This window comes from Mesorhizobium sp. P2_E6 (genome assembly GCF_056403835.1).
In genome coordinates, this window is sequence record NZ_JBFUEQ010000016.1 from 13,190 (window position 1) to 36,988 (window position 23,799).

The 23,799-nt window shown below is 61.2% G+C and carries 19 protein-coding genes and 2 pseudogenes; 12 read left to right on the forward strand and 9 right to left on the reverse strand.

From position 1 onward, the window contains the following. Window positions 1-159: 159 nt before the first annotated feature. Complete coding sequence (locus AC1D08_RS30685) at window positions 160-1,773, reverse strand: MDR family MFS transporter (RefSeq protein WP_477424836.1); 1,614 nt, start codon at window positions 1,771-1,773, stop codon at window positions 160-162. 69 nt (window positions 1,774-1,842) lie between these two features. After that, entirely contained in the window at window positions 1,843-3,048 is a 1,206-nt protein-coding gene (locus AC1D08_RS30690) for an HlyD family secretion protein (protein ID WP_477424838.1), read from the reverse strand. A gap of 861 nt (window positions 3,049-3,909) precedes the next feature. On the opposite strand from AC1D08_RS30690, the gene AC1D08_RS30695 reads away from it, so the two are divergent. From AC1D08_RS30695 to AC1D08_RS30715, 5 genes are all read left to right on the forward strand, one after another. Further along, window positions 3,910-4,170, forward strand: a complete 261-nt coding sequence (locus tag AC1D08_RS30695) for a hypothetical protein (RefSeq protein ID WP_477424936.1) — start codon at window positions 3,910-3,912, stop codon at window positions 4,168-4,170. Between the two features lie 525 nt (window positions 4,171-4,695). Further along, a complete protein-coding gene (locus tag AC1D08_RS30700; protein WP_477424839.1) occupies window positions 4,696-6,255 on the forward strand; it encodes an ABC transporter substrate-binding protein in 1,560 nt (519 codons plus the stop codon). 66 nt (window positions 6,256-6,321) lie between these two features. Then, window positions 6,322-8,103, forward strand: coding sequence for an oligopeptide/dipeptide ABC transporter ATP-binding protein (locus AC1D08_RS30705; protein WP_477424841.1), 1,782 nt, complete (start codon window positions 6,322-6,324; stop codon window positions 8,101-8,103). Further along, window positions 8,100-8,963 carry an ABC transporter permease gene (locus AC1D08_RS30710; RefSeq protein WP_477424843.1) on the forward strand — a complete coding sequence of 288 codons (864 nt, stop codon included), beginning with the start codon at window positions 8,100-8,102 and terminating at the stop codon, window positions 8,961-8,963. Before AC1D08_RS30705 ends, AC1D08_RS30710 begins: the two co-directional genes overlap by 4 nt. After that, window positions 8,964-9,953 carry an ABC transporter permease gene (locus AC1D08_RS30715; RefSeq protein ID WP_477424845.1) on the forward strand — a complete coding sequence of 330 codons (990 nt, stop codon included), beginning with the start codon at window positions 8,964-8,966 and terminating at the stop codon, window positions 9,951-9,953. Here AC1D08_RS30715 and AC1D08_RS30720 read toward each other — a convergent pair. The 4 genes from AC1D08_RS30720 to AC1D08_RS30735 all read right to left on the reverse strand — a co-directional run bounded on the left by AC1D08_RS30720 (window position 9,943) and on the right by AC1D08_RS30735 (window position 14,158). Next, on the reverse strand, window positions 9,943-11,808 hold the full coding sequence (locus tag AC1D08_RS30720; protein ID WP_477424847.1) for a PAS domain-containing sensor histidine kinase: 1,866 nt from the start codon (window positions 11,806-11,808) through the stop codon (window positions 9,943-9,945). The genes AC1D08_RS30715 and AC1D08_RS30720 overlap by 11 nt on opposite strands. Before the next feature lie 121 nt (window positions 11,809-11,929). Continuing rightward, window positions 11,930-12,586 carry a response regulator transcription factor gene (locus tag AC1D08_RS30725; protein ID WP_477424849.1) on the reverse strand — a complete coding sequence of 219 codons (657 nt, stop codon included), beginning with the start codon at window positions 12,584-12,586 and terminating at the stop codon, window positions 11,930-11,932. Between the two features lie 721 nt (window positions 12,587-13,307). Continuing rightward, entirely contained in the window at window positions 13,308-13,817 is a 510-nt protein-coding gene (locus AC1D08_RS30730; protein ID WP_477424942.1) for a hypothetical protein, read from the reverse strand. Beyond that, a complete protein-coding gene (locus AC1D08_RS30735; RefSeq protein ID WP_477424851.1) occupies window positions 13,703-14,158 on the reverse strand; it encodes an alpha/beta hydrolase in 456 nt (151 codons plus the stop codon). The genes AC1D08_RS30730 and AC1D08_RS30735 overlap by 115 nt, the downstream gene beginning before the upstream one ends. A 397-nt stretch (window positions 14,159-14,555) precedes the next feature. Here AC1D08_RS30735 and AC1D08_RS30740 point away from each other — a divergent pair, with 397 nt between their 5' ends. From AC1D08_RS30740 to AC1D08_RS30760, 5 genes and pseudogenes are all read left to right on the forward strand, one after another. Then, window positions 14,556-15,485: an MBL fold metallo-hydrolase gene (locus AC1D08_RS30740; protein ID WP_477424852.1), complete on the forward strand. Its 930-nt coding sequence runs from the start codon at window positions 14,556-14,558 to the stop codon at window positions 15,483-15,485. Window positions 15,486-15,547: 62 nt separating this feature from the next. After that, window positions 15,548-15,763, forward strand: a complete 216-nt coding sequence (locus AC1D08_RS30745) for a (2Fe-2S)-binding protein (protein WP_477424854.1) — start codon at window positions 15,548-15,550, stop codon at window positions 15,761-15,763. Between the two features lie 234 nt (window positions 15,764-15,997). Continuing rightward, entirely contained in the window at window positions 15,998-16,912 is a 915-nt protein-coding gene (locus AC1D08_RS30750) for an MBL fold metallo-hydrolase (RefSeq protein WP_477424856.1), read from the forward strand. 96 nt (window positions 16,913-17,008) lie between these two features. Continuing rightward, a pseudogene (petA, locus tag AC1D08_RS30755) lies at window positions 17,009-17,468 on the forward strand (ubiquinol-cytochrome c reductase iron-sulfur subunit). 4 nt (window positions 17,469-17,472) lie between these two features. After that, window positions 17,473-18,045, forward strand: a pseudogene (locus tag AC1D08_RS30760) (cytochrome b); the annotation flags it as partial. Between the two features lie 102 nt (window positions 18,046-18,147). Here AC1D08_RS30760 and AC1D08_RS30765 read toward each other — a convergent pair. After that, window positions 18,148-19,059: an ankyrin repeat domain-containing protein gene (locus tag AC1D08_RS30765; RefSeq protein ID WP_477424858.1), complete on the reverse strand. Its 912-nt coding sequence runs from the start codon at window positions 19,057-19,059 to the stop codon at window positions 18,148-18,150. Window positions 19,060-19,688: 629 nt separating this feature from the next. Between AC1D08_RS30765 and AC1D08_RS30770 the strand changes: the two genes are divergently transcribed. Then, the gene (locus tag AC1D08_RS30770; protein WP_477424860.1) at window positions 19,689-21,455 is read left to right on the forward strand and encodes an adenylate/guanylate cyclase domain-containing protein; all 1,767 of its coding nucleotides are present in this window, start codon (window positions 19,689-19,691) and stop codon (window positions 21,453-21,455) included. Window positions 21,456-21,767: 312 nt separating this feature from the next. Further along, window positions 21,768-22,220 carry a thermonuclease family protein gene (locus tag AC1D08_RS30775; RefSeq protein ID WP_477424861.1) on the forward strand — a complete coding sequence of 151 codons (453 nt, stop codon included), beginning with the start codon at window positions 21,768-21,770 and terminating at the stop codon, window positions 22,218-22,220. Window positions 22,221-22,334: 114 nt separating this feature from the next. Here AC1D08_RS30775 and AC1D08_RS30780 read toward each other — a convergent pair whose 3' ends face one another. Continuing rightward, window positions 22,335-22,871, reverse strand: coding sequence for a plastocyanin/azurin family copper-binding protein (locus AC1D08_RS30780; RefSeq protein WP_477424863.1), 537 nt, complete (start codon window positions 22,869-22,871; stop codon window positions 22,335-22,337). A gap of 304 nt (window positions 22,872-23,175) precedes the next feature. Continuing rightward, the gene (locus AC1D08_RS30785; RefSeq protein ID WP_477424865.1) at window positions 23,176-23,751 is read right to left on the reverse strand and encodes a thermonuclease family protein; all 576 of its coding nucleotides are present in this window, start codon (window positions 23,749-23,751) and stop codon (window positions 23,176-23,178) included. Window positions 23,752-23,799: the final 48 nt, after the last annotated feature.

Genomic DNA, 23,799 nt, shown 5'->3' on the forward strand with positions numbered 1-23,799 from the left:
GCCCAACAAACCTCCGGCCCACCTAACCTCCGGAGTGACGCCCTTAAGCTGCCCGAGTGGATGCACCCCGCTCCCTGTTGGCGAGGGCGCGAATTCCCGTGCTCGTCTCACGGTCCGCTCAGTCGTGTCCGGCCTTTTGGTCGGTTCGGTCAGCGCGGCTCAGTGCGCGCCGCCGCTTTCGATATGGCTGGGCTTCTTCAGGAGCAGAGCGGCTGCGAGCGCGATCACCAGGGCGATGCCAAGCAGGAAGAACGTGTCGCTGAAGGCCATGATGTAGGCCTGCTGTCGGACTCTCAGTGCAATCGCGATCACCGCTTTGTGCGCGGCGAGCGCGTGGTCGCTGACGCCATGCGACAGGAAGTAGGCGCTGAGCCTCTCGACGCGGGAACGCGTTGCCTCTTCCAACAGTGAGACCGACTGCACCAGCACGTTCGAATGGTACTGCTCGCGCTTGGTGAGGAAGGCCTGCAGCAGCGCGATGCCGACGGCGCCGCCCAGGTTGCGGGTCATGTTGAACAAAGCCGATGCTGAGCCGGCGTGCTCCTTCTCGATGCCTGATGTGGCGATCGCCGAGAGCGGCGCGAAAACCAGCGCCTGGCCGATGGCGCGCACGATGTTCGGCCAGAACAATTGGTCGCTGGCATAGCCGGCGGTCATGTGCACGTTCATGAAGTTCGAGGCGGCGAAGAGTGCGAAGCCGGCCGCGATCACGAGGCGCACGTCGAAGCGCTGCATCAGGCTCGGAACCAGCGGGATCAGCAAGAGCTGCGGCAGGCCGGTCCATGCGAGCACCATGCCGATCTGCTCGGCATTGTAACCTTGGATGCGCGAGAGATAGACCGGCAGAATGAAGACCGAGCCGTAGAGCGCTGTTCCCAGCATGAAATTGGCTAGGATGCCGAAGCCGAAATTGCGACGCACGAGCAGTCTCAGGTTGAGCAGCGGATGGCTCGAGGTGAGTTCGATCCAGACGAATAGCGAGAGCGACACGGCCGCGACGATCGCCAGCCGCAGGATGAAAGGCGAGCCGAACCAGTCGTCCTGGTTGCCTTCCTCGAGCACCGTCTGCAGCGCGGCAAGCCCGACGGCCATGGTCACGATACCCCGCCAGTCGCCCTTACCAAGCAGAGCAAGCTGCATCGGGGTGCGGTCGAGCGAGAACCACAGCATGCCGATCATTAGCGCGCCGGGCACCAGATTGACGTAGAAGATGTATTGCCAGCCCCAGTTCTCAGTGAGGTAGCCGCCGATGGTCGGTCCGATCGCCGGCGCGAAGGTGGCCGAGAGTGCGAACAGCGCCAACCCAATCGGCTGCCTGGCCTTGGGCAGCAGCGTGATGATAATGGTGAAGGCCATGGGAATCAGCACACCGCCGGTGAAGCCCTGGATCGCCCGCAACACGATCATCTGCCCGAGGTTCGCGGCGAATGCACAGGCGACCGAGAAGGCAAGGAACAGGACCGCGTTGGCGATCAGGTAATTGCGTAGCGAGAAGACCTGCGACAGCCAGCCCGTCAGCGGGATCACGACAATCTCGGCGATGAGATAGGCGGTCGAGATCCAGCCACCGTCGTCGATGCCGGCGCCGATAGCGCCCTGGATGTCGGCAAGCGAGGCGTTGACGATCTGGATGTTCAGCACGGCCATGAAAGCGCCGAGTGTAGAGCCAACCACCGCCACCCAGACGCGCGGCGATGTGGCGGCACCAGCAGCCCCGGTCGCGTTCCAGGCGGTATCGGCCGGAGCGGGGATGGACGAGACGATGGCGGTCATGGCTGCAACTCCGTAAGTGCAGGGAGGATGGCCGAAAAACCGATGTCGATAGTCGAGAGCGTCGGGAGATTATCCGCCCGCCGTCCCTTTGGTATCGATGGTCGGCTCGACCGACATGCCCGGCCTCAACACCCCGGCGAAATCGTGATCATCGACCACAATCTTCACCGGGATGCGCTGCACGATCTTGGTGAAGTTGCCGGTGGCGTTGTCGGGCGGCAGCAGCGCGAATTCCARGCCGCTCGCCGGCGACAGGCTGTCGACATGGCCCGTCAGCTCGACGCCGGGCAAGCCGTCAATGGCGACGCGCACCGGCTGGCCATCACGTACGTAGGTGAGCTGCGTCTCCTTGAAGTTGGCGACGACATAAACGGCATTCAGCGGCACCACCGCCATCAGCTGCGTGCCGGCCCCGACATACTGGCCAACTCTAAGCGTGCGCGCGCCGACGGTACCGTCGACCGGCGCAGTGATGGTCGCATAGGAAAGATTGAGCCTGGCCTGCTCGCCCGCGGCCTCCGCACGGTCTACCTGCGCAAGCGCCTTGTCGCGCTCGGTGGCGAGAACATCAATCCTGGTCTCAGCCGCAACGACCGAAGCTTGGTCGCGCGCCAACCCGGCGGCGAACTGGTCCGCCTCGGCGCGGCTGGCCTCGGCCTTCTGGGCTGTGCCAGTGCCACTCTTGGCCAGCGCGGCGTAACGGTCGGCGTCGGCCGTGGCGAACCTCAGCGAGGCCTGCGTCGCGGCGACCGTCGCCTTTGCCTGCTCGATCAGCGATTGCTGCAGCGCGATCTGCGCATCGAGATTGCGGACGGTCGCCTCGGCCGCCTTGACCTCGGCCTCGGCTTGAGCAAGTGCGGCGCGGAAGTCGCGGTCGTCTATGCGGGCGAGAACCTGTCCCGCCGTGACGTTTTGGTTGTCGCGGACCAGCACCTCGGCGATGTAGCCTGAGATTTTCGGCGCGACTGTCGTGGAGTCGGCCTTCACATAGGCGTCGTCAGTCGATTCCAGATATTGGCCGTTCGTCCAGTAATCGTAGCCCCAGTAGCCGCCTCCCGCCGTGCCAGCCATGAGCGCGAGCGCAAACACGAGGCGCTTGAGGCGGCGCCTGGGTTCCGGCGCGATCACCTCCTCAGGGGTGACCGCGGCGGGAACCGGCAGCAAGCCGGGCTGCTCGGACTGCGCGGGCCACACGACGGGGGAAGCAGGTTGCTCAGCTGGTGCGGCCTCGTCGGTTGGGTCGGCGAAGCTCTTGGTGGCGGGCATCTCGGACATCTCGTCCTCCAGACGATCTTGCACAGCAGGCCTCCAAACGCGGATGGCCCTGATCAAGTTATTTTAGAAAGGCGCTGCAGGTCGATCAGGTGTCGGGCTAGCTTGCTTCGTCCGAACGTCTAGGATTTCTGACACTTCGGTAGCACTACTCGTTTCTGAATCACGAACGCGCAGCTCTGCCATCATTTCAGCCGCACCGCCTTCCCGGGGACGGCCGCAGCAGGTCCGCGAGCTCGTCCCCGGTGGTCACGCTAGATTATCTGCGGGCTCCGGACTTAGTGCTCGAAGGTATCTGCGACCTGCGACCTGCCACAAGCTCCATGACAGGGATCGTCGCAACGCAATGCCCAATCATAACGTGCGTCCACATCGGTCCCTGCGCAGACCCGCATCCGAGCAGGGATAGGGCGACCACTGCCCAACGATTGGACCATTCGGCCCAAGCTTCGTAGCGAGAGAGCGCAGGGTAGAAGAGCATACAATCAGCTCCCACGATCCCCGCGTTCCTAAAAGCCCTTGGGCGGCACGAAGAGACAAATCGTATGGCCTGCATCAATACCCGCCCTGATGCGCGCACCAATGGTATTCGCCATTGGGCGAAGTTCTTCACCCGCTTGTCTTGATAGCCCACGACCTCGCCAGTGAATTTGCCTTCAGGCTTTTCCACAGACAGGCGAGGTGAACGGGCCGAAACTATCCGACAGGATCCTATCAGGATCGCCCTCCATTGGGCGCATCCTTCCAAGACCTTGGCATCGCATCGCAGATACTCTTGCAGAATAGGTTCGCGGGAGGAGTCGGCGCATTCTGTTTCCCAAAGCCGCAATCCTCATGGAGGAGTCAATGTACGATCTCGCGGGAATGCCGTCGCACCTCACATCCCTTGCCGTACCAGCTTTCGCAGCCCGGAACGTCGTGGGGATGTCACTAGCCGTACAGTTGGCATCTGCGGTTCGCGAATTCATCGCACCCCGCTACAGGCCCGAGCTCCACTATATGCGAGGCCCGGGACCCGCCTGTGCGCGTCGCGCGATCAAGGTTGAATCGAGGCAAGTCCAGCCGGCAGGCTGCCAACCACGGCACGATACGGCCTGGCACGGATACCTTGGAGGCAGCCAATGAACTGTATCCACTGCGGCTCCACTTTTCACCGGCGACTGTTCCATTATCGCTTCTGCTCGCAGATGTGCTGGGAGGTCGTCAAGAGAGACACACCTTGGTTCAAAAGAAGCTTGGGCCCGATGCCTCAGTGTGTGAAGGCTACCCTGTGCGACAGGGTGGATATTCTCGACACCATGCCCGCCGGTCGGATGAGAATTGATGTCGGCCGCAGTGCTTTCAGCAATCTCATTCGGTTCGATCGACCTTTGCTGAGCCGGCATTCGCGTTTCAACAATCTATGCCTAAGGATAGGGTATCCTCTGCCGGGGACTCATAGACTGCTATCGGTGGGCTGACGTATCGTGCAACCGGGCAGTGTATAGTCTGGCTGCCAGCGCCGATGTCGAGGGACGAAGGAAAGTCTCGACGGCATCGGCGGATGCTGAGTTGAACAAGGGCCTGAGATGCCCTCTTCGGCTAAGGATTTGAGTGCGTATGGCTTGCCGCAGTGCCCTCGCCGAAAGACCAGGCCAACAGGGACAATTAATGCAGACGTCCTACTCTCGTCCGGCCAAACAATCCTCCAGACGCAGCTTTGGCCTGCGTATGCTGGGACTCGCGATCGGTTTGCTGCTTTGGGTGGCGCCGGCGTTCGCTCAGGATGTATTACGCATACCGTATGTGGCCGATATCGGCACATTCGATCCCGACAACGGGTTTGAGACCGGCGCGATGAGCGCAATTGACAACGTCTACGAAGGCCTCGTCGAATACGAGCCGGGTTCGACAAGGATCGTCGGTCGGCTCGCCAGGAGTTGGGATATCTCGGACGACGGGCTGACTTACACATTCCACCTGGTCGAAGGCATCAAATTCCACGACGGCACGCCATTCAATGCGGCAGCGGTCATAAAGTCGTTCGAAAGGCTCCGCGATCGTGGGCTGAGCCAGAGCTACCGCCTGGCCAATGTAAAGGACATGAGGGCGCCCGACGATTCGACGGTCGTGCTCACGCTGGGCCATCCTCAGCCTTCGCTCCTCGATGCCCTTTCCAGTGCGTGGGGGCCAAAGATCATCAGTCCCGTAGCGCTCGCCGAGCATGATAACGGCGACTTCGCGAAGACCTGGCTCAATGAGCATGCGGTCGGCACCGGTCCATTCAAACTGGCTGAATTCAAACGCGGTCAGCGCTATGTGCTCGAACGCAACGACGACTACTGGGGTGACAAACCGTTCTTCCGGCAGATCCAGATTTCGGTCGTGCCCGATATCAGCCAGCAGATACTTCAATTGCAGGCGGGTGCGATCGATGCCGTGCCGATCAACTATCCGTTCGCGCAACTTACCAGCCTGCCGGGGGGTCTGGAGATCACCGCCGCCCCGAGCATGATACCGTACTATCTCTTCGTTAAGCCGAACTCGCCGCTCGACGACGCGGAGGTCCGCAAGGCCGTTTTGACAGCGATCAACCCGGCGCTGTGGGTCAAGGACGCCTTTGGAGAGTTCGCAAGCTTGTCGAGGTCGGTATATCCCAACGTGATGCTCGACCCAGTGAGCCCGATCCGATTCCCGACCGACTTCGAGGCAGCGAAAGCCGCGATCGCCAAACATGGCGCGGTCAATTTGGTCATCGGCCTTCATAGCGCGGCCCCGAGCTACGGCCGCATCGCCGACCTGATGATAGCGCAACTGGCTTCGATCGGCGTAAAGGCAACGGCCTACGTGCTGCCCTCCGGAGCTGCTTACACCTTGAAGGACGACCCAAACCCTCCCGATTTGCTGCTCACGATCGCGGGCCCGGACGCCGCTCATCCGGAGAGCCAGGCCAAGGTGTTCTTCACAAAAGGCGGTCCCCTTAACTTCTTTGGCCGGGTCGTGCCGGAAGCCGATGCCATCGTGGATCAGGCCGGACGGTTGACCGACATCAAAGAACGCGACGCTCTCTACGAGAGAGCGGGGCAGATGTATTTCGATGCCGGCATCGTCATCCCGCTTGTCGACGTCAACGATGTGGTTGTCCACGCCAAGGGTCTGAAGGACCTTGGACTGCGTCCCGTGTACCCACCCGGCAACATCGACTTCAGCACCGTTCGCTGGGGACACTGAACTCCGGCCGTCCGGTTCATTCCGCAAGCAGGTCAGGCTCGCACCGCAGATGATCAAGCGCACCGAATGTCCGAACCCGTGACCGAGTCCGTTCTCGCCGTCAAGGACCTCTCGGTCTTCCTCAGCCGTGAAGGCCGTCCTTCCCGCGTGCTCGATGACATCAGTTTCGACATGTTTCCAGGCGAGATCGTCGCGCTGGTCGGGGAAAGCGGTTCTGGCAAGACAAGCATCGGGCTGACGCTTCAGGGGCTCCTGCCGCGCGAATACCTGCCGCAGGTTGCAGGCTCGATCCGGCTTGCAGGGATCGAGCTTGTCGGCGCGGGAAGGCGCACCTGGCAGTCGGCCCGCCGCCAACTCGTCCGTGCCATCTCGCAAGATCCAATGGGCGCGCTCAACCCCACGATGACGATCCGCCGCCAGATGCGAGAAACCAGTGGGGGGGCCGAGGGATCGATCGAAGACTGGCTCAGCCGAACTGGCCTGCCTGACCCGGACCGCATCGCCGATGCGCTTCCGCATCGCCTGTCGGGGGGGCAGCGTCAGCGCGTGCTGATCGCCATGGCAATGATGGCAAGACCGAAGCTGCTCATCGCCGATGAACCGACAACCGCCCTCGATGTCACCATGCAGGCGCAGATCCTCGACCTGTTGCGCGATCTCGCCCGCGAGCAGCAGACGGCAATTCTGTTCGTCACGCACGATCTGGGTGTGGCGGCCTCACTGGCCGAACGCGTCCTGGTTCTCTATGCCGGACGCATCGTTGAAATGGGCCGGACAAGGGACGTGGCCCGCAATGCCGCGCATCCCTATTCCGCCGGCCTGCTCGCCGCTCGATTCGATCTGGACACTGATCGACGGCGCCCGCTTCCCACGCTCCCGCCCGAGCGCACACCCTCCATAAATGTTGAGAACGCCTGCGCCTACGCGACACGTTGCCCGATCGCCCAGCCAGACTGCACGGCGATCCGCCCACCGCTGGAGCCTGCTTCCGTCCACGATGGTGCGGTCGCCTGCCTTCACCACAATCAAACCTCATTTCTCTTAGCGCAGCGCGCTGTTGCGAAACCATGGCCGGCCCAGGCGATCCAGGAAACCGCCGCCTTGAGGCTATCCAACGTCGGAAAGACATATCGGACAGGCCCCCGATCGTTTTGGGGACGGCGTCAACCGCAGCCCGTTCTTAGGTCGGTCAGCCTCTCGATCAAGCTTGGCGAGTGCGTGGCGCTGGTGGGCGAGAGTGGCGCCGGCAAGTCTACCCTTCTGAGGATTGCTGCCGGGCTCGTGGTACCGGAGAGCGGCACTGTTACACGCTTCGACAAGCTTCCTCCGCAAGTCGTGTTTCAAGACCCAGTGGCGGCGCTGACGCCATGGCTCACGATCGGCGAGCAGATCGGCGAGCGTCTGCGAGCCGTTTCGCTGGACAGTGGTTACGGCCGCCGTCGCGTCGGAGAGGCAATAAAGCTGGTCGGCCTCGATCCGGTCCTGATGGACGCGCTGCCGGCCGAGATGTCGGTCGGGCAGTGCCAGCGCGCCGTTCTGGCACGCGCGGTAATCGTCCCCCCAAGGCTTCTGCTCTGCGATGAGCCGATCAGCGCCATGGACGTGTCGCTGGCAGCCACGACCTTGAACCTTCTTAGCGATCTTCGGCGGCGGCTCGACATGGCGATGCTGTTCGTGACCCACGACCTGGCGGCCGCCAGGATCATCGCCGACCGTGTCGCGGTGCTGAAGGATGGCGAGTTGGTCGAGGTTGCCGACCCAGATGCCATCATTGCCGCGCCACAGTCCGCCTACACGCGCTCCCTCATCGCCGCGATGCCGAGCCTGCAGGCGGGAGGCGGACGATGACCAGCAGGCGAACCCCGGACACGCTGCCTGCGCGGCCTCGGTTCAACTGGCGCGATTTCTTCCGGCGTGCCGGTTGGCTTGAAAGCATCGGTATTTTCGGCGTGCCTGTCGTCACCGTTGTGGCCGTGCTGGCGCCGTGGATCACGCCGTTCGATCCACAACTGCGCGTCGCCGGGGCCTACCTGCCGCCTTCGGCCGAACATTGGTTCGGCACCGACGAGATCGGCCGCGATCTGCTCTCGCGGGTGATCCTCGGTGTTCGATATACGTGGCTGCCAGGGCTTGCCGTTATCGGTTTCAGTCTCACTGTGGGCTCTCTTGTCGGACTGATTTCGGGCCTGATGGGCGACAAGGTCGATCTGGTCATTGAGCGGATCGTCGACTTGTTCTTAGTCCTTCCAGGAACGCTCATCGCACTCGCTGTCGTGGCTTCGCTTGGCCCCGGGCTCGTCAACACGATGATCGCGCTCGCCATTTTCTGGTGGCCCTGGTACGCGCGCATATCCCGCGATGAAATTCGTCGTCTCAAGGCCCGTCCTCATGTCGAGGCAGCGCGCATCGCTGGGGTGCGCGGTCCGCGCCTGCTGTTGCGTTACCTGTTGCCGGGAGTGGTCCCGGCCTTGCTCATCGGGGCGTCACTGGATGTCGCCAACATCATCATGACGATGTCGCTAATGTCGTTCCTTGGCCTTGGACTGCCTGCACCGGCGCCTGAACTCGGAGCGATGACGTCACGCACCCTCGACAGTCTCACCGTCTATTGGTGGCTGCCGATCCTGCCCGCCGCGATCATCTTTCTCCTCTGTCTCCTCGCCAACCTTGCGGGCGACGGCATTCGCGCTGCGCTCAGGGGGGCCTAGATGCTGGCATATCTCATCAAAAGCTTCGTCGGCGCTGTCGTCGTTCTCCTGGTGATGAGCTTCATCGTTTTCTGCCTCCAAAGCATTATCCCCGCCGATCCAGCGCGGGCCATTGCCGGGCCGAGCGCTCCGCCGGAAAAGGTCGAAGCGATGCGCGAGCAGCTTGGACTGGACGACCCGGCTGTCGTTCAGTACGGGCGCTTTCTGTTGCGCCTCGCGCATGCGGATCTGGGGACGTCGGTAAGAACCAGGCGGCCGGTGGCTGACGACATTCAGCAATATCTTCCCGCCACACTTGAACTCGGACTGGCGTCGATCGCTTTGGGAGTGGCGCTCGCCGGCGTCATGGCAGCGCTTCAGTTCTTGATTCCGGGATCGGGCGGCATAAGGCTCGCTATGGTGGGGGTGGGTTCCACGCCGATCTTTCTGTCGGCATTACTACTCACCTACTTTTTCTGGTTCCGACTCGATTGGCTTCCCGGAGCTGGGCGGCTTGCCTACCGCGACTTCGCAGGCCCCACGGGACTCAACGTCGTCGATGGAATACTGGTCGGCCGGCCCGAAGTCAGCGTCGACGCGCTGCTGCACATGATCTTGCCGGCGCTTGCACTGGCGTTGCCGATCGGCATCGCTGTTGGGCGAAGCCTGAATGGTGCGCTTCACGACGTGATGAGTCAGGCGTATGTTCGGACAGCACGCGGCAAGGGTCTCAGCGAGACAAAGGTGCTGTTGAGCCACGGTTTGCGCAATGCTGCCACGGCCCCACTGTCCATGCTCGGCCTGCAGGTCCGCCTTCTCTTCGGCAACTTGCTTGTTGTCGAGCGCGTTTTCGGGTGGCCTGGTCTGGGTCTTTACACGGTCCAGGCTTTTGCCAGCGCTGATCTCCCGGCAGTGCTGGGCGTCGCCATCGTCTTCGGAATCCTGTACATCTTGATCAACACGCTGATCGAAATCGGGCAGTCGATGGCCGATCCCCGGATCAACCTCTGAATGCCCTCACTCCGGCGCTTACTATCGCAGCGGTAGGTGTCTTGGCCGCGTCGGCAGCGTTGATGGGGAGGCTGAAGGTTATCGATGCCCCCCCTGTCTCGACATTTTCTGCCCAAAGCCGTCCGCAGTGTGCCTCGACAATCGAGCGGCAGATTGCCAGGCCCATTCCCATTCCATCCGGCTTGGTTGTGTAGAACGCCTCGAAAATCCGTTCCGGATTGCTAAGTCCGCGGCCGCGATCTCGCACTTCGACCTGGACTGTTCCGTCATTCTGACGCCGCGACGCGATCCGCAGGCTTCGCACGCTAATGGCGACGTCCTGCATCGCTTCGATGCCGTTGCGGACGAGGTTGAGGACGACCTGCTCCATCTGAACGCGATCGGCAGCCGTCGCAGGAAGGCGGGGATCGAGGTGAAGGTCCAGCTTGACGCTGCTCGATGCGATCCTGTCACCCAGGAGATCACACACTTCGCGGATCACGGCGTTCAGATCGATCGCGTGCGGATCGCCTTCGGTTTTGCTGAACAGCGCCCGGATGCGGCTGATCACCTGCGCCGCCGCGTCGGCGTTTCTGATGATTTTTTGGGCGACCCGGCTGGCGTGATCGAAGTTTGGCGGATCGGCGTTCAGCCATCTCTGGAACGCGCCGGCGTTGGCCACGACCGCCTGCAGCGGCTGGTTGAGCTCGTGGGCAATGGACACCGACAGTTCGGACAGGCTGGCGGCGCGCAAGGCGCGCGCGAGCCGTTCGTCCGCCAGACGCAGGGATTCCTGAGCGCGGACCTCATCGTCGACGTCGAAGTTGACGCCGTACCAGCGAACGATGGTGCCGTCTTCGTCACGTAGCGGTTCGAAGCGCGAATCGATCCAGCGATATTGGCCATCCTTCCGACACAGCCGACCTTTGTGCTGGAGTGGCTCTCCACGAGCAAAGGACTTCTGGAACACGGCCTTGACGGCCGCCCGGTCATCGGGATGGAACAACTCCACATGCGAGGCGAATTGCCGCGTGCCACGCGGTTCCACCATGGCCGAGTCGATGCCCGCCCAGTCGACGAACCGTTTGTTTAAATAGTACGGCAACCCCGCCGGCGTCATCAGCCAGATCATAGTAGGAACCGTATCGACCAGCAGCCTGAGCTCCCTCTCGCTCTGGCGCAGCGCAGCTTCCGCCTTGCGCCGGTCATCGATGTCTTCGGTATGGCCAAACCAGCCGACAATTCGCCCCTGCTCATCGCGCGAGGCAACACCCGTATCGCGAAACCATCGATAGGTGCCATCGAACCGGCGCAAACGCTGCTCTTCGATCATCGGCTCGCCCGTCTCCAGGCTGTGGCGCCATTGCGCCATGCTCGTCTCGACATCGGCGGGATGGACAAATCTCAGCCACCAGGAAAAGTCGTCGGCATCCATGATCTCGCGCATTTCCTCGGCGGTGACACCAACGTACTCGAGGGCTGCAGGATTGAGGAACCGAAGGCGCCCGTCCGGATTGGCGGACCAGCCAAGGCCTGGAATATCGGCGATACTAGGTCCGGCTCCCTGGTAGACCCGGTCAAAAAAGCTGATCCTCCTGAATATGTTCACCACCAACCACAGGCCAAACGCTGCGACAACAAACGCGACCAACCGGACGGCGCCATCCTCGGCCCCGTATGCCGGCACGATCACAGCTGAAAGCAGACTGCCTGCGGCAATAGCCGCCAATCCCGCCTTCCATCCCAGGCAGAAGCATATAGCTGCAATGGCGACCAGCAGGCCGGAAGGCTCCCCGGCAAACAGAGCAAGTAACACTGTCCCAGCGCCGATCGCCCCAGCTACGGCGCGGCGTTGTGTCATTGTCGTCAGTTTCATTTCAAACCCTCCCGAAACCGCCTATGCGCGGTTTCGGTATCAATCACAGTCCCCGAGGACCACTGCGCCTCGCTGCGCACATATCCTCCCAGCAGCGAGGGCCGCACCTCGAATGGCGTTTTCAGCGCATATCGGCGGGCATCGACTGCCAGGTACTCAAGAGATGCGTGAGGGACCTTGCATTCATCTTCTTCATCATGTTGCTCCGATGGAGCTTCACGGTGATTTCGCTGATGCCAAGATCGAATGCGATCTGCTTGTTCATCGCCCCGGAGACCACAAACCCAAGCACCTCACGCTCGCGGGGAGTGAGCGTCTGGTAAAGCGCCATGGTCTTGCGCGATACTGTCGCCRCCGCCCTCCGAGCAATATCGGCAGCGACGGCTGCCGATATTGCATCGAGGAAGGTCTGGTCGCGCACAGGTTTGGTCAGGAAATCAACCGCCCCCGCTTTCATCGCCTGCACACTCATGGCGATGTCCCCGTGGCCCGTCAGGAACACAACCGGCGTCTGTATGCCCTTGGTCAGTAGCAGATGCTGGAGATCCAGGCCGCTCAGTCCCGGCATGCGCACATCGAGAACAAGGCAAGCCGGGCGATCCGGAAGCTCTGCATCCAGCACTTCCTGGGTCGAAGAGAACGATATCGACTCGATGCCGACGGAAGTCAGCAACTCCTCCAGGGAGTCGCGGACCTCTGTGTCGTCATCGACAAGAATCGCTATGGGGCTGCCTAAGCTTCCTGAATATGCTCCGGATGCTGAATCTAGCACGCCCATGATCCTCGCCTTAGGGAGATCTGCTGGACACGAAATTGGCTGCGCTTACACAGTATATTATCAACCGCGTGTCCGCCACACGTCAACCATGACCTGCGCTTGATGCCTGCCGCTGGGAACCGATTGAGCGACAGATAGTCCCGTACATGCCCCACCAACGTGTGACGTTACCGTCGGGACTTACATAGCGGAATTAGGATCGGCAGCACTACTACGCCAAAGTGCGATCGAGCCGAGAGGTTTCGATGCCCAACCTATGCTTCGGTATAGGTCTGCATAACGCACGCCGACGCGACAGTTGATCGTCTCCGCGAAGGGCAGCAACTCCTCCGGATGTTTGCATAGCTCAACGAAAGGGCCGGTACCCGTCACGACACCTGTGGTCAGATAGCCGATGATGATGCCGAGTCCGAGGCGCCTCAAGGGAGGCGCCTGCGACGCCCCCTCGCTCCAGCCAAGGCGTCCGCGAGGTAATACTTGGCGACGATCTGCGTCCACAGGTGCGTGCTGTACGGGTCCCAGTCCAGTCGGCGTAGCGCAGCGGAGGCCAGACAGTCTTGTTGTCTTGAGTCATCTGATCGGCTCCATGTTCCTGGCGCTTCTCCCCGCGTTACGGACCTTGGCAAAAGGAGGTTTATTAGAACGCACATCGAGCTCATTCTACTTAAGTGATGACGTCCTGCACCTCGTGATGGGCAATCGCCGCCGATATTCAGGGCGGCTAGGCTGCCTGAAGCGGCAGAATCTTGGGCGCGCGGGCGTTCTTCGCAGCCCAATCGAGCGCGAAGTCCGCGACCTCCTCCCAGCCCGGCTGAAGACAGGTCCAGTGTGAGCGGTTGGGATAGATTTTCAGCTCGGTGTTCGACGGCGCCTGCTTCTGCTTCTCGAACATGGCTTTGGTCATCTTGGCCTGGGCAATGAGGTCGAGGCCCCCGCCAATGAGCAGCAGAGACGCGCGATTGGGGTTGTCCCAGAGGATCTTCCCTGCGGCCGAGACCAGACCGTCCCAGTAGATCTTCCCCGGCGTGGGGACGATGTAGCGGTCGTAAATGGTGTTGACCTGCCCTGCCGGCACAGTCTGTGCGAAGCGCGTACTGAAGAATCTCCGCGACATGGTCATGACGCGGCGCCAGCTCCCCCAGGAAAAGAATACGGGGAAGGTCGACTTGATGGTCTGCCACCCAACGAGAACGCCGGAAGTCGGCGCGGGGTCGATGGCGACGCCGGCCACGCCGAGCCCCCGGTCAAGCAGGTGCTGCGTGAGGTACCGCCGAACGAGTGTCCGATCAGGATTGGTGGCTCGGGCAACGTGCGGATGAGCCGATCGTAGTGATTGATAAGCTCGTTGATGCCGACCTGGGCGAGGGCGGGGTTCGGGGACGCACGCAGCTCGGTGGGAGATCGGTCGTCGAGCGGCCAAGCCGGGGCGGCGACAGTGTAGCCCCTGGCTTCGTAACGAGCCTTGAAGCCTTCCCAGCAATGGGCGTTCAGCCAGGCGCCGTGGATCAGCATGATGGTCTTGGACATTGGTCTCTCCGTCGGTTCTCTGCTTGATATGCCCGCACTCCACATTTGCTCGATCGACCAGCGAGCCGATAAGAGCCATCAGAACGCTATGTTGAGGGCGCGCGTGAAGTCGACTGCATCAAGGCCGTGGGCGGCTAATACCGCGGAACAGGATGTCCCCCACGTAGGTGTACCGCCGACTGGCAAGAAGCACAGCGGCCGTTAGCTTGGACAAAGCGGGCCTTCTGATTTCTGCGCGGGGTCACCCAAGCTCGCGAAGGGTCTGCCATAGACCTTTGCATGGCATGACTGACGCTTCCGTTCGATGTTCGCGCAGGCTGCTGCGGCGCAATCTCCTCAGCAGACGCCGAGCGGCCGTCCATGGAGGCGCGTGCCATTCCACGGGGGCCACGGTGGAGGCGGCCGATATTGCCGTGGCAAAGGCGATCAACAGGAGACAAAGATGAACACAAACATCAGCATGGACGACATTTCACACTCCAGTCGACCGGGGCCCGACGAGCTGGTTCCGTCGCGCTACGCACTCAAGGTCGGCGAGATTGACGTGTTGATTGTCAGCGATGGAATACTACCAATTCCATCCCAGACTATGGCATACAATGTCGACCCGGCCGTCCGGGCAGCCTGGCTGGAGGACGAGTTCCTGTCGCCGGAGATGCTCGAGTGGCCGCTGAACGTGGTCGTGGTGCGCAGCGGCGGCCAGACCATTCTCGTCGACGCTGGGCTAGGGGCGGACCCGGACTTGCACTTGCCCCGGGCCGGCCAGTTGATTCATCGACTTGAGGCCGCCGGCATCGATCTCGCATCAGTGACTGACGTGGTGCTGACCCACATGCACATGGACCACATTGGCGGGCTGCTCGTCGACGGAGTGAAGGAGCGGCTGCGTCCGGACCTGCGGATTCACGTGGCAGCCGCTGAGCTCAAGTTTTGGGAGTCACCCGACTTCTCCCGTGTCTCCATGCCACAGGGGTTCCCGGACGCGCTTCGGCGGGCAGCCAAGCGGTTCGTGAATGAGTACCGCAGCCAGCTGCGCCCGTTCGAAGACGAACACGAGGTGGCGCCAGGGGTGGTCGTCCGTCGCACCGGCGGTCACACCCCCGGGCACWGTGTTGTCCGCCTGACGTCAGGCGACGACCGGCTGACGTTCGCCGGTGACCTCATATTCCAGGTCGGGTTCGACCATCCCGATTGGCACAACGGCTTCGAACACGACCCTGAGGAGGCGGCCCGCGTCCGCGTCAGTCTTATGCGCGAGCTCGCGGCGAACCGCGAGCCGCTGGTGGCTACTCACCTGCCGTTCCCGTCACTCTGCCATGTGGCAGTGGACGGCGACGTTTTTCGGTGCGTACCGGTTGTCTGGGACTACTGACCGCTTGCTGGGCTAAGACCGGAACCAGGCTAGATATCATCGCCGTCGAGAAACGTGGCCCCATGATCGTCTGTTCGTGCAATGCGTTGACCGATCAAGATGTCCGCTCGGCTGTAAAGGCGGAGCGGCCGCGCTCGGCCAGCCAAGTCTATGGCTGTCTCGGCTGCAGCCCCAAGTGCGGACGCTGCGCGCTCACCATTCGTCGCCTTATGGACGAGGCGCGCGGCAGCGCCCGTCCTGCATCCTGCAAAGGCTGCGCGCGGTGCCCGCAATCCTGACTCGGCCACCGCCGGAGCGGAGCTCCGCTGAACATGCGTGACCCGGACGGCTACCTCGTCGAGGTCGGCCAGTCCACCGGCCTGCCACACGGCAAGCTCGCTGCAAACCGGAGGACCTCCCTGGGTGAACTGTGTTACCGGCCGGGAAGTTCCCGCTAGCAAGGCAACCATCCGCCAACCTGGCTCCTTACGACAAGCCCGTGAACAACGACACAATGGAAGGAACACAGACAAATGAACGTGATCAAGAAAATGGACGGCATTGGACCGGCGCTCGACGAGTTGGTCCCGTCGCGCTACGCGGTGCAGATCGGCGACATTGAGGTGCTGATCATCAGCGATGGCGTGGTAACGCCGCCCTCCGAGTCAATGGCCACCAACGCCGACCCGGCCGTTCGAGCGGCTTGGCTGGACGACATGTTCTTGTCGCGGGACGCGTTCGATTGGGCGCTGAATGCGGTCGTCGTGCGTAGCGCCGGCCGGACCATACTCATCGACAGTGGGTTGGGGGTGGAAGTCCCGGACTTCCCCAGGGCCGGTTTTTTGGTCCAGCGACTGGAGGCCGCCGGCATCGACCTCGCATCCGTGACTGACGTGGTGCTTACCCACATGCACTTTGACCACGTCGGCGGTCTGCTCGTCGACGGGGTGAAGGATAGGCTGCGTCCGGACCTGCGAATCCACGCGTCCGCCGCCGAGGCCAAGTTCTGGGCAGCGCCCGATTTCTCCCGCACCGCCATGGGCCCGGTGCTCTCGGACGTGGCTCGCCGGGCAGCCAGTCAGTTTCTGGACGAGTACCAAAGCCATCTGCGGACCTTCGAGGCGGAGCACGAGGTGGCACCAGGGGTGGTCATCACTCGCACCGGCGGCCACACTCCCGGGCACAGCGTGGTCCGCTTGGCCTCCGGCGGCGACCGGCTGATGTTTGCCGGCGACGCCCTGTTCCCGGTCTCGTTCGACCACCCCGAGTGGCACAACGGTTTCGAACACGACCCGGAGGAGGCGACCCGCGTTCGGGTCCGTCTTATGCGGGAGCTGGCGGAAACCGGCTCCTTGCTGGTGGCCACGCATATGCCGTTCCCCTCCGTAGGCCGGGTGGCGGCCGCCGGCGACCTGTTTCGTTGGGTACCGGCCTGGTGGGATTACTGACCGCTGTTAAGGAAGCCAGAAAAGCAACGCCGTGGCTTGCTTTGCCCCTTACGGCTGAGGCGATGAAGCAGCTTTTCCAACAACAGGAGTCGCATCATGGCAGACTTTTCCGGACTCGAAGCCGGCACCGCCGAACGCACATCGCCCACCGAGACCCCGGCCCCCGTCGAGGTCGACGTCTCCTCGCTGACGCCTGGCATGTCGCTCATTGTCAAATGGCGCGGCAAGCCGGTCGTGGTGCGCAACCGCACCGAGCGGGAGATGAGGGACGGCGAGGCCGTCAATCTTGCCGACCTCAAGGATCCGATCGCCCGCAACGCCAATCTACCGGCCGATGCGCCTGCGACCGACGCCAACCGCACCACGCCCGGCAAGGAAGCCTGGATGGTGATGGTGCAGGTCTGCACGCATCTGGGCTGCATTCCGCTGGGCCAGGAAGGCGATTTTGGCGGCTGGTTCTGCCCGTGCCACGGTTCGCAGTACGACACGGCCGAACCGCCCGGCGCCGGAAAACATGGTCGTGCCGGTATTCAAGTTCATTTCCGATAAGGGATAATTCGATGAGCGAGGGACACTCGACCTATACGCCAAAGACCGGTATCGAACGCTGGTTCGACGCTCGCCTGCCGCTGCCGCGGTTGGTGAATGATTCCTTCATCGTCTACCCCGTCCCTCGCAACCTGAATTACGCCTATACGTTCGGCGGTATTCTCACGATCATGCTGGCATCGCAGATTCTGACCGGCATCGTGCTGGCGATGCATTACTCCCCGGATACGGGGCTGGCCTTCAATTCGGTCGAGAAGATTGTGCGAGACGTGAATTCGGGCTGGCTGCTGCGCTCCCTGCATTCGAACGGCGCCTCATTCTTCTTCATCGCCGTCTACATCCACATCTGCCGCGGGCTCTATTACGGTTCCTATAAGGCGCCGCGTGAGCTTCTGTGGGTACTCGGTTGCACCAACCTGCTGTTGATGATGGCGACGGCCTTCATGGGCTACGTGCTGCCCTGGGGCCAGATGAGCTTTTGGGGCGCCACCGTCATCACCGGCTTCTTCAGCGCCATCCCGCTGGTCGGCGACTGGATCCAGCAGCTACTTCTCGGCGGTTTTGCCGTCGACAATCCGGCCCTGCTGCCATATGCATGACAATAACCTCCCTTCGCTGGTGAAGTTCGACCAACTGGCGCCTTCCTGGACTTCAATCCCGTACAAACCGCGCGCCGGCCATGCAGATCAGGGCAGCGGAACCGGCGAGCCAGCGAGCGTTCGCAGATAGGCGATCACGTTCAGCCGGTCGGCTTCATCGGGCACGCCGCGGAATTCCATGTTGACGCCGGGCGTGGTCAGCGTCGGACCAGCGAGGAAGGTGTTGAGATCCTCGTAGGTCCAAGACCCATCCCAGGCCAGCAGGGTCTTGGAGTAGCGGTCGAACTTCGTTGAGGCCTTGTCGCGTCCGACGACGTCCCACAGGTTCGGCCCTACGGTAGAATTGTCCTTTGGCCGTACGACATGGCAGGGGGCGCAGGTGGAGGCAAAGAACGTCGCGCCCTTTGCAGGGTCGCCGGCCGCCAGCTTGGCGGAAATCGGCTCCGGTTTCAGGATGACGACGCCATGGGCCTTGAGGTAGGCGGCGATGTCGGCATGGTCGTCGTGCCTGGCAAGGTGGTAGGGCGTGATGATGCTCGGCCGCTGGGCGGGGTCACCTTGGATCCAGATGGCATTGACGTCGGCGCCGGCCTCGACCAGCACCTTGACGCAGTCGAGACAGCCGTTGGCGACGGCGAGGGTCAGCATCGGCTCGCCCCGCGTCGTGCCATTGGCGTCTGCGCCATGCGCCAGCAGCAGCCGGATCATGTCGGCGGCGTCCTTCAGCACGGCAACCGTCATCGGCATGCCGAGCGCCGACTCCTTGTTGACATCGGCGCCGCGCTTGATCAGTAGTTCCGCGGCCTCCGCGTGGCCGCTGCGCACAGCCAGGAAGAGCGGCGTGGCGCCCTTCTCCTGCTCCTCAATATTGGCGCCGGCATCAAGCGCCGACGCAATTGCATTTAGATCGCCGCTCTTGGCCGCATCATGAAGCGGACCGGCCTGGGTGGTTGAGAGCGTCCCCAGACAAATGAGCAAGCTGCCGATCAGACCACGCATGCGGCTGTCCCTCCGCCGATACGGATCGAAGAACGTACACCCGATCATCGCTCACGGCCAGCGGCTTCGTTAAGCGTTAGCTAATATAGATGAGCCCGCGTCATCCAATTGATTGGATGGAAGCCCAACATGGGTCGGTGCTACTTTGATGCGTGGCGCGGCTTAAAACCTCTTCGCCATTGCGCGCCGGCTGAAGGAGGTCCCCCCTTAGCCATTAGTCTGCCGGCGCTTCCCCCGGACGAGGGCAGGCCCAGGGAGGGCGGCGCCGTGGCGACCGGACCGGCAACAGTGGACTCGATCGTTCCAGCACCGCCGCAAAGTTATGGCGCGGAACCGCTGCAATGGCGGGCGAAGATCTTCATGAAGCTGAGGAACGTGCTGCTGCCAGCAAGTACGAGGCAGGGCCATGTCGCGGCGTGGGGAGCATGGTGGCTCGCAAACACCGGCCACGGATAAAACGCCGCTGTCGGGCGTTTGTCGGGGCGACAACGGCAATTGTTAGCTGATCGCACGCCAGGGTCGCTGTCTCCGGCGTCCAGGGCGAACCACGCGCGCCAAAAACCTGCTCGACCGTCTTGAGGCAAGTTTCTGGCAGACATTTGCGCCGTGTTGTAGACTGGTTAGGGGTGATGGGAACGAAGAGGTTGGTCGGCGTGGTTGGAACTGCTGCGCAGCGCCGTTTGGCTGCCATCCTAGTGGCCGACGTGGTTGGTTACTCCCGCCTCATGGAGGCGGATGAACTCGGCACTTTTGATGTGATCAAGGAACGGCGAAGGGAGATCGTGGTGCCGGCCGTTCGAGAGCACGCAGGTCGAATTGTCAAGTTCATGGGCGACGGAATCCTGGCCGAATTTGCTAGCGCAGTAAATGCGGTGAGTTGTGCACTTGACCTTCAGCTCCGCATGGCCAAGGCAAATGAAACGCTAGCAGACGCTAACCGGATCAGATTGCGGATAGGCATTAACCTAGGCGACATCATAGAGGACGAGTCGGATGTCTACGGTGACGGTGTTAACATCGCCGCTCGGCTTGAAACCCTGTCCGAGCCGGGAGGTATTTGCATTTCGGGCCAAATGTACGACGCGATTCAAGGAAAGCTCGAGATTTCAATCGAGGATATTGGGGAAAGCTCCCTCAAGAATATATCCCGAACAATTCGCGCCTATCGCATCAGGCCCAGCGACGCAGAAGGAGTCCAAGAACCCCAATTTTTAAGGGGCAACGAGCGTACGACGGTGGCGGTATTGCCGTTCGCAAATATGTCTGGCGACCCCGCACAAGACTATTTCTCGGATGGAATAACCGAGGACATAATCACGGAGCTTTCCCACTATCAACATCTGTCAGTGATTGCACGTAACACGACAGCTCTGTTTAAGGATCGGTCCATAAACGTGGCTGAGATAGGCCGCAAGCTTCGGGCTGATTTTGTGATCGAGGGAAGCATTCGGCAAGCCGGCAACAGGGTCCGTGCTACAGTTCAACTCATTGACGTTCAAACTGGGACTCATGCGTTCGCAGAAAACTTCGATCGGAAAATTGAAGACATATTTCAAGTTCAGGACGAGATCGTTGATGCTATTCTTGGTCGGCTTTTTTACAATCTAGATGAAGCAGCAAGCAAAGCTCGTCAGCGAAATCCGACGACAAGCACCACCGCCTATAGTTTGTGGTTGCGCGGCAGGCAGGCTTCGAGAAATGGCGATGAGGAGGATGCTATAAGCTGCCTGAATCAGGCGATCAAAGTTGATCCTCAATATGCGAGAGCGTTGGCCATGTTGAGTGGCCTGTATGGCTATAGACGATTCACCGGATCCGCACGTGACACTCATATGAAAATCGCCGAACTATCTCGCGGATACGCTGAAAGAGCTATCGCTGCCGACAAGACAGACGCCTACGTGCTTGAACAGGTAGCAGCTGCGTACCTAATGCTCGGTGATGGAGACAATGCAAGACGATACTCTGATAGTGCAAGTTTACTCAATCCGCGTGACATCTCCACAGCCGCCACACGCGCACTAGTTCTCGCCTTCATAGGCGAACACAATCGCGCACGGGAAATAATTGAACGTGTATATCGGGCTGAGCCACGCGTGCCGCCGGGATGGACCGTTATCTTGGCAGACGTACGGTATCTAATGCGTGACTTTGAAGGAGCCCTTAAGACCTACAAAACAGTTAACGGCGCACCTTTCTATGTAAGATTGCTTCAGTCGATGTGCCTTTCCCAACTGGGGAGGATCGATGAGGCAAAAGCAATTCTAGGCGAGGCACCGACAGGTTTCGATATTCCGGCATTCGCCCGCAATTGTGCAGGCATGTGTGCGCTGGCCGAAGACCGTGAATTGTGGCTCGAGGGGTTTCGCAAAACAGGCGTGGATGTTTACGGCTAAAGCGGAGGACGAACGTTCAGCGCGGAATTTCCCGCGTTGCCGTTCCATAGCGCAGAACGGCGCTAGAAAGGGCAATTCGGCAGGTGACCTGCCCCTGAACTGTCATCCAGCTGCGATTAGAGTCCGGCCCTTGATCGAACCAAACCGGCTTGACGGAACATTAGCAATCTCTAACTATTTTTGCTTGCGGCAAGTGATGCTCACCCCATCACTGCCTTAAGATCGGGATCTTTCACCGGCTACCGATCGGCCCGCGCCTCCCGCAAGTGGCGCGGGCTCTCAGCAGGGGGAAGCGGATGACCGATGTGTAGGTTGACCCTCTCTTTTGCCTTCTTGCTCACGTGTGGCACCGTGTCCGCAGGAGAGCATTGGTTTGCTCATGACGGCGACACGCTGTGGCATGACAAGAAACGAGTTCAGTTGCTTGGTATCGATGCCCCCGAACTTTCGCAGGCGTGTTTTGATGCCGCTGACAAGATCTGGCCCTGCGGGAGGTATGCGCGTGACCACATTCGCCATCTCATTGCCGCAGGGGATGTATCCTGCACCATCGAAGGCAAGGACCGCTATGACAACGAAGTCGGCGTCTGCTTCGTGGGAGGCATCGATCTGGGACGCGACCTGGTGAAACACGGATTGGCGGTGGCCGACAAACAAGCGCCTCGATACCTTGCCGAAGAACGCGAAGCCCGCATTGCCAAACGTAACTTGTGGGCAGGGAACTTTATGGATCCCGGCGAATATAGACGGGGTGGACGCCGATAGCTCCCCATCGCCCCAGTGCGCTGACACTCCTCCAAGGCGCGGGCTATGGCCAAGGAGATCGGCGACAAGGCGCAGATCGAGGAGATCACGCCTCAGGTGAAGAGGCGCTCATTCTTATCGTTCGACTGTGAATTCGGTCCACATGCCAGCTCCATAGTGACCCGGCACGTTGCAGATAAGCAGGTATTTTCCAGCCTTCAGATCGACGGTCAATGTGCCTGATTTGCCGGGATCGAGTTCCGACACCTCGCCCTTGTCTCCGGACTTGTCTTCGTCGACCCGGTTCTCGGCCTCAAGGTAAGGAAGCAGCTTGCCGGGCGCGGCAAGGTACATCACGATCATCTCGTGAATGGTGTCCTTGGAGTCGTTCTTCACTTTGAATGTGACCTCGCCCGCCTTCACCGAACCCGGAGAAGCCTTGATACCCATGGTCGCCTTGGCGAGATCAATGCCCGGTGCCGCATAAGCGAGACCCATCGGCATTTCCGCATTCGCCCCTTTGTCCCACAGGGAGACCTGGACAATCGCAGTAGCCTGGACGGCGCCGGCACTGCCGGCCATTAGCATTGCGGCAGCAAGCCCGAGCACTGCTCTCCTCGATATGGATTTCATGACAATCTCCTCAGGACGGCAGCAGAAGCGCTCCAACATCGCAGCCGCTATCCCTGCTCCCGGCTGCCCCCCACCGTCCTTGCGCTAAATCAAAACGCGCGCCGCCGCGGCATCACAAGGCCGAACGCCTACGCGACAAGCCTGTAACAACCTGCATCGTAAGCGTGTTCGACAACGCATTAGCGCACCGTGCTGGCCACCAAGGACAAGGCCGAAGCGGATGCGATGGAACAGGCGAAGGTCCAAGACGGAGTTAAGGCGCAGATCGAGGAGATTATGCCGAAGCCGAACAGGCGATAGGTCGTTACTTCTTCGGGGGCCAAGAGCTATTTGCGCAAGTAGCCTATTGGACCGTCATCTGCTTTCGCCATTCCCAAGGCCTTTCGAACGACCCGGCCCACATGCCGCGTTTTGCTGCCCTAGCTTCATTTTGAGCCCTGACATAGAATCCGTCGCTGTATTTCGGCCAATCAAGCGCGTAGCCCCGTCTGACCATCCATTCCCCAATATCGATGCCGCCAGCAGTGCAGACGGCCACCATGCGCCTGAACTGGTCGCGGTCGACCTCAATGCACGAAGTCGGACTGTGAACTTTTAGAAAATCCGCAAGGGCGAGGGACGCTTTTTGCCCGCACCGGTAGTTCCTTCTGCCCGCGTCCAGGCAAAGTTGAGCACTTTCGGGCGCGTCGATACCATTGAGGCGAATTCGCTGCCCATGGATTTCGATCGTGTCGCCGTCAACGACAGACGGAACGCCAACCATCGGTTTAGCCGTGGCTGGCTGGGCGACAACGAGTAGGGCGGCGGACAAGAGCATCAATGCCGCGTGTCGAAGGATAATCTGTAGGTCACCCCGCGACATATTCGCAACGCGATCGGCGGCGCTTTCAAGGTCTTCGGTGACGGATGTTCGAGTCACTGTCGGTCATGGCTCCGTTCTCTGCGCAGTTTTTCGGGCCGATGCCAT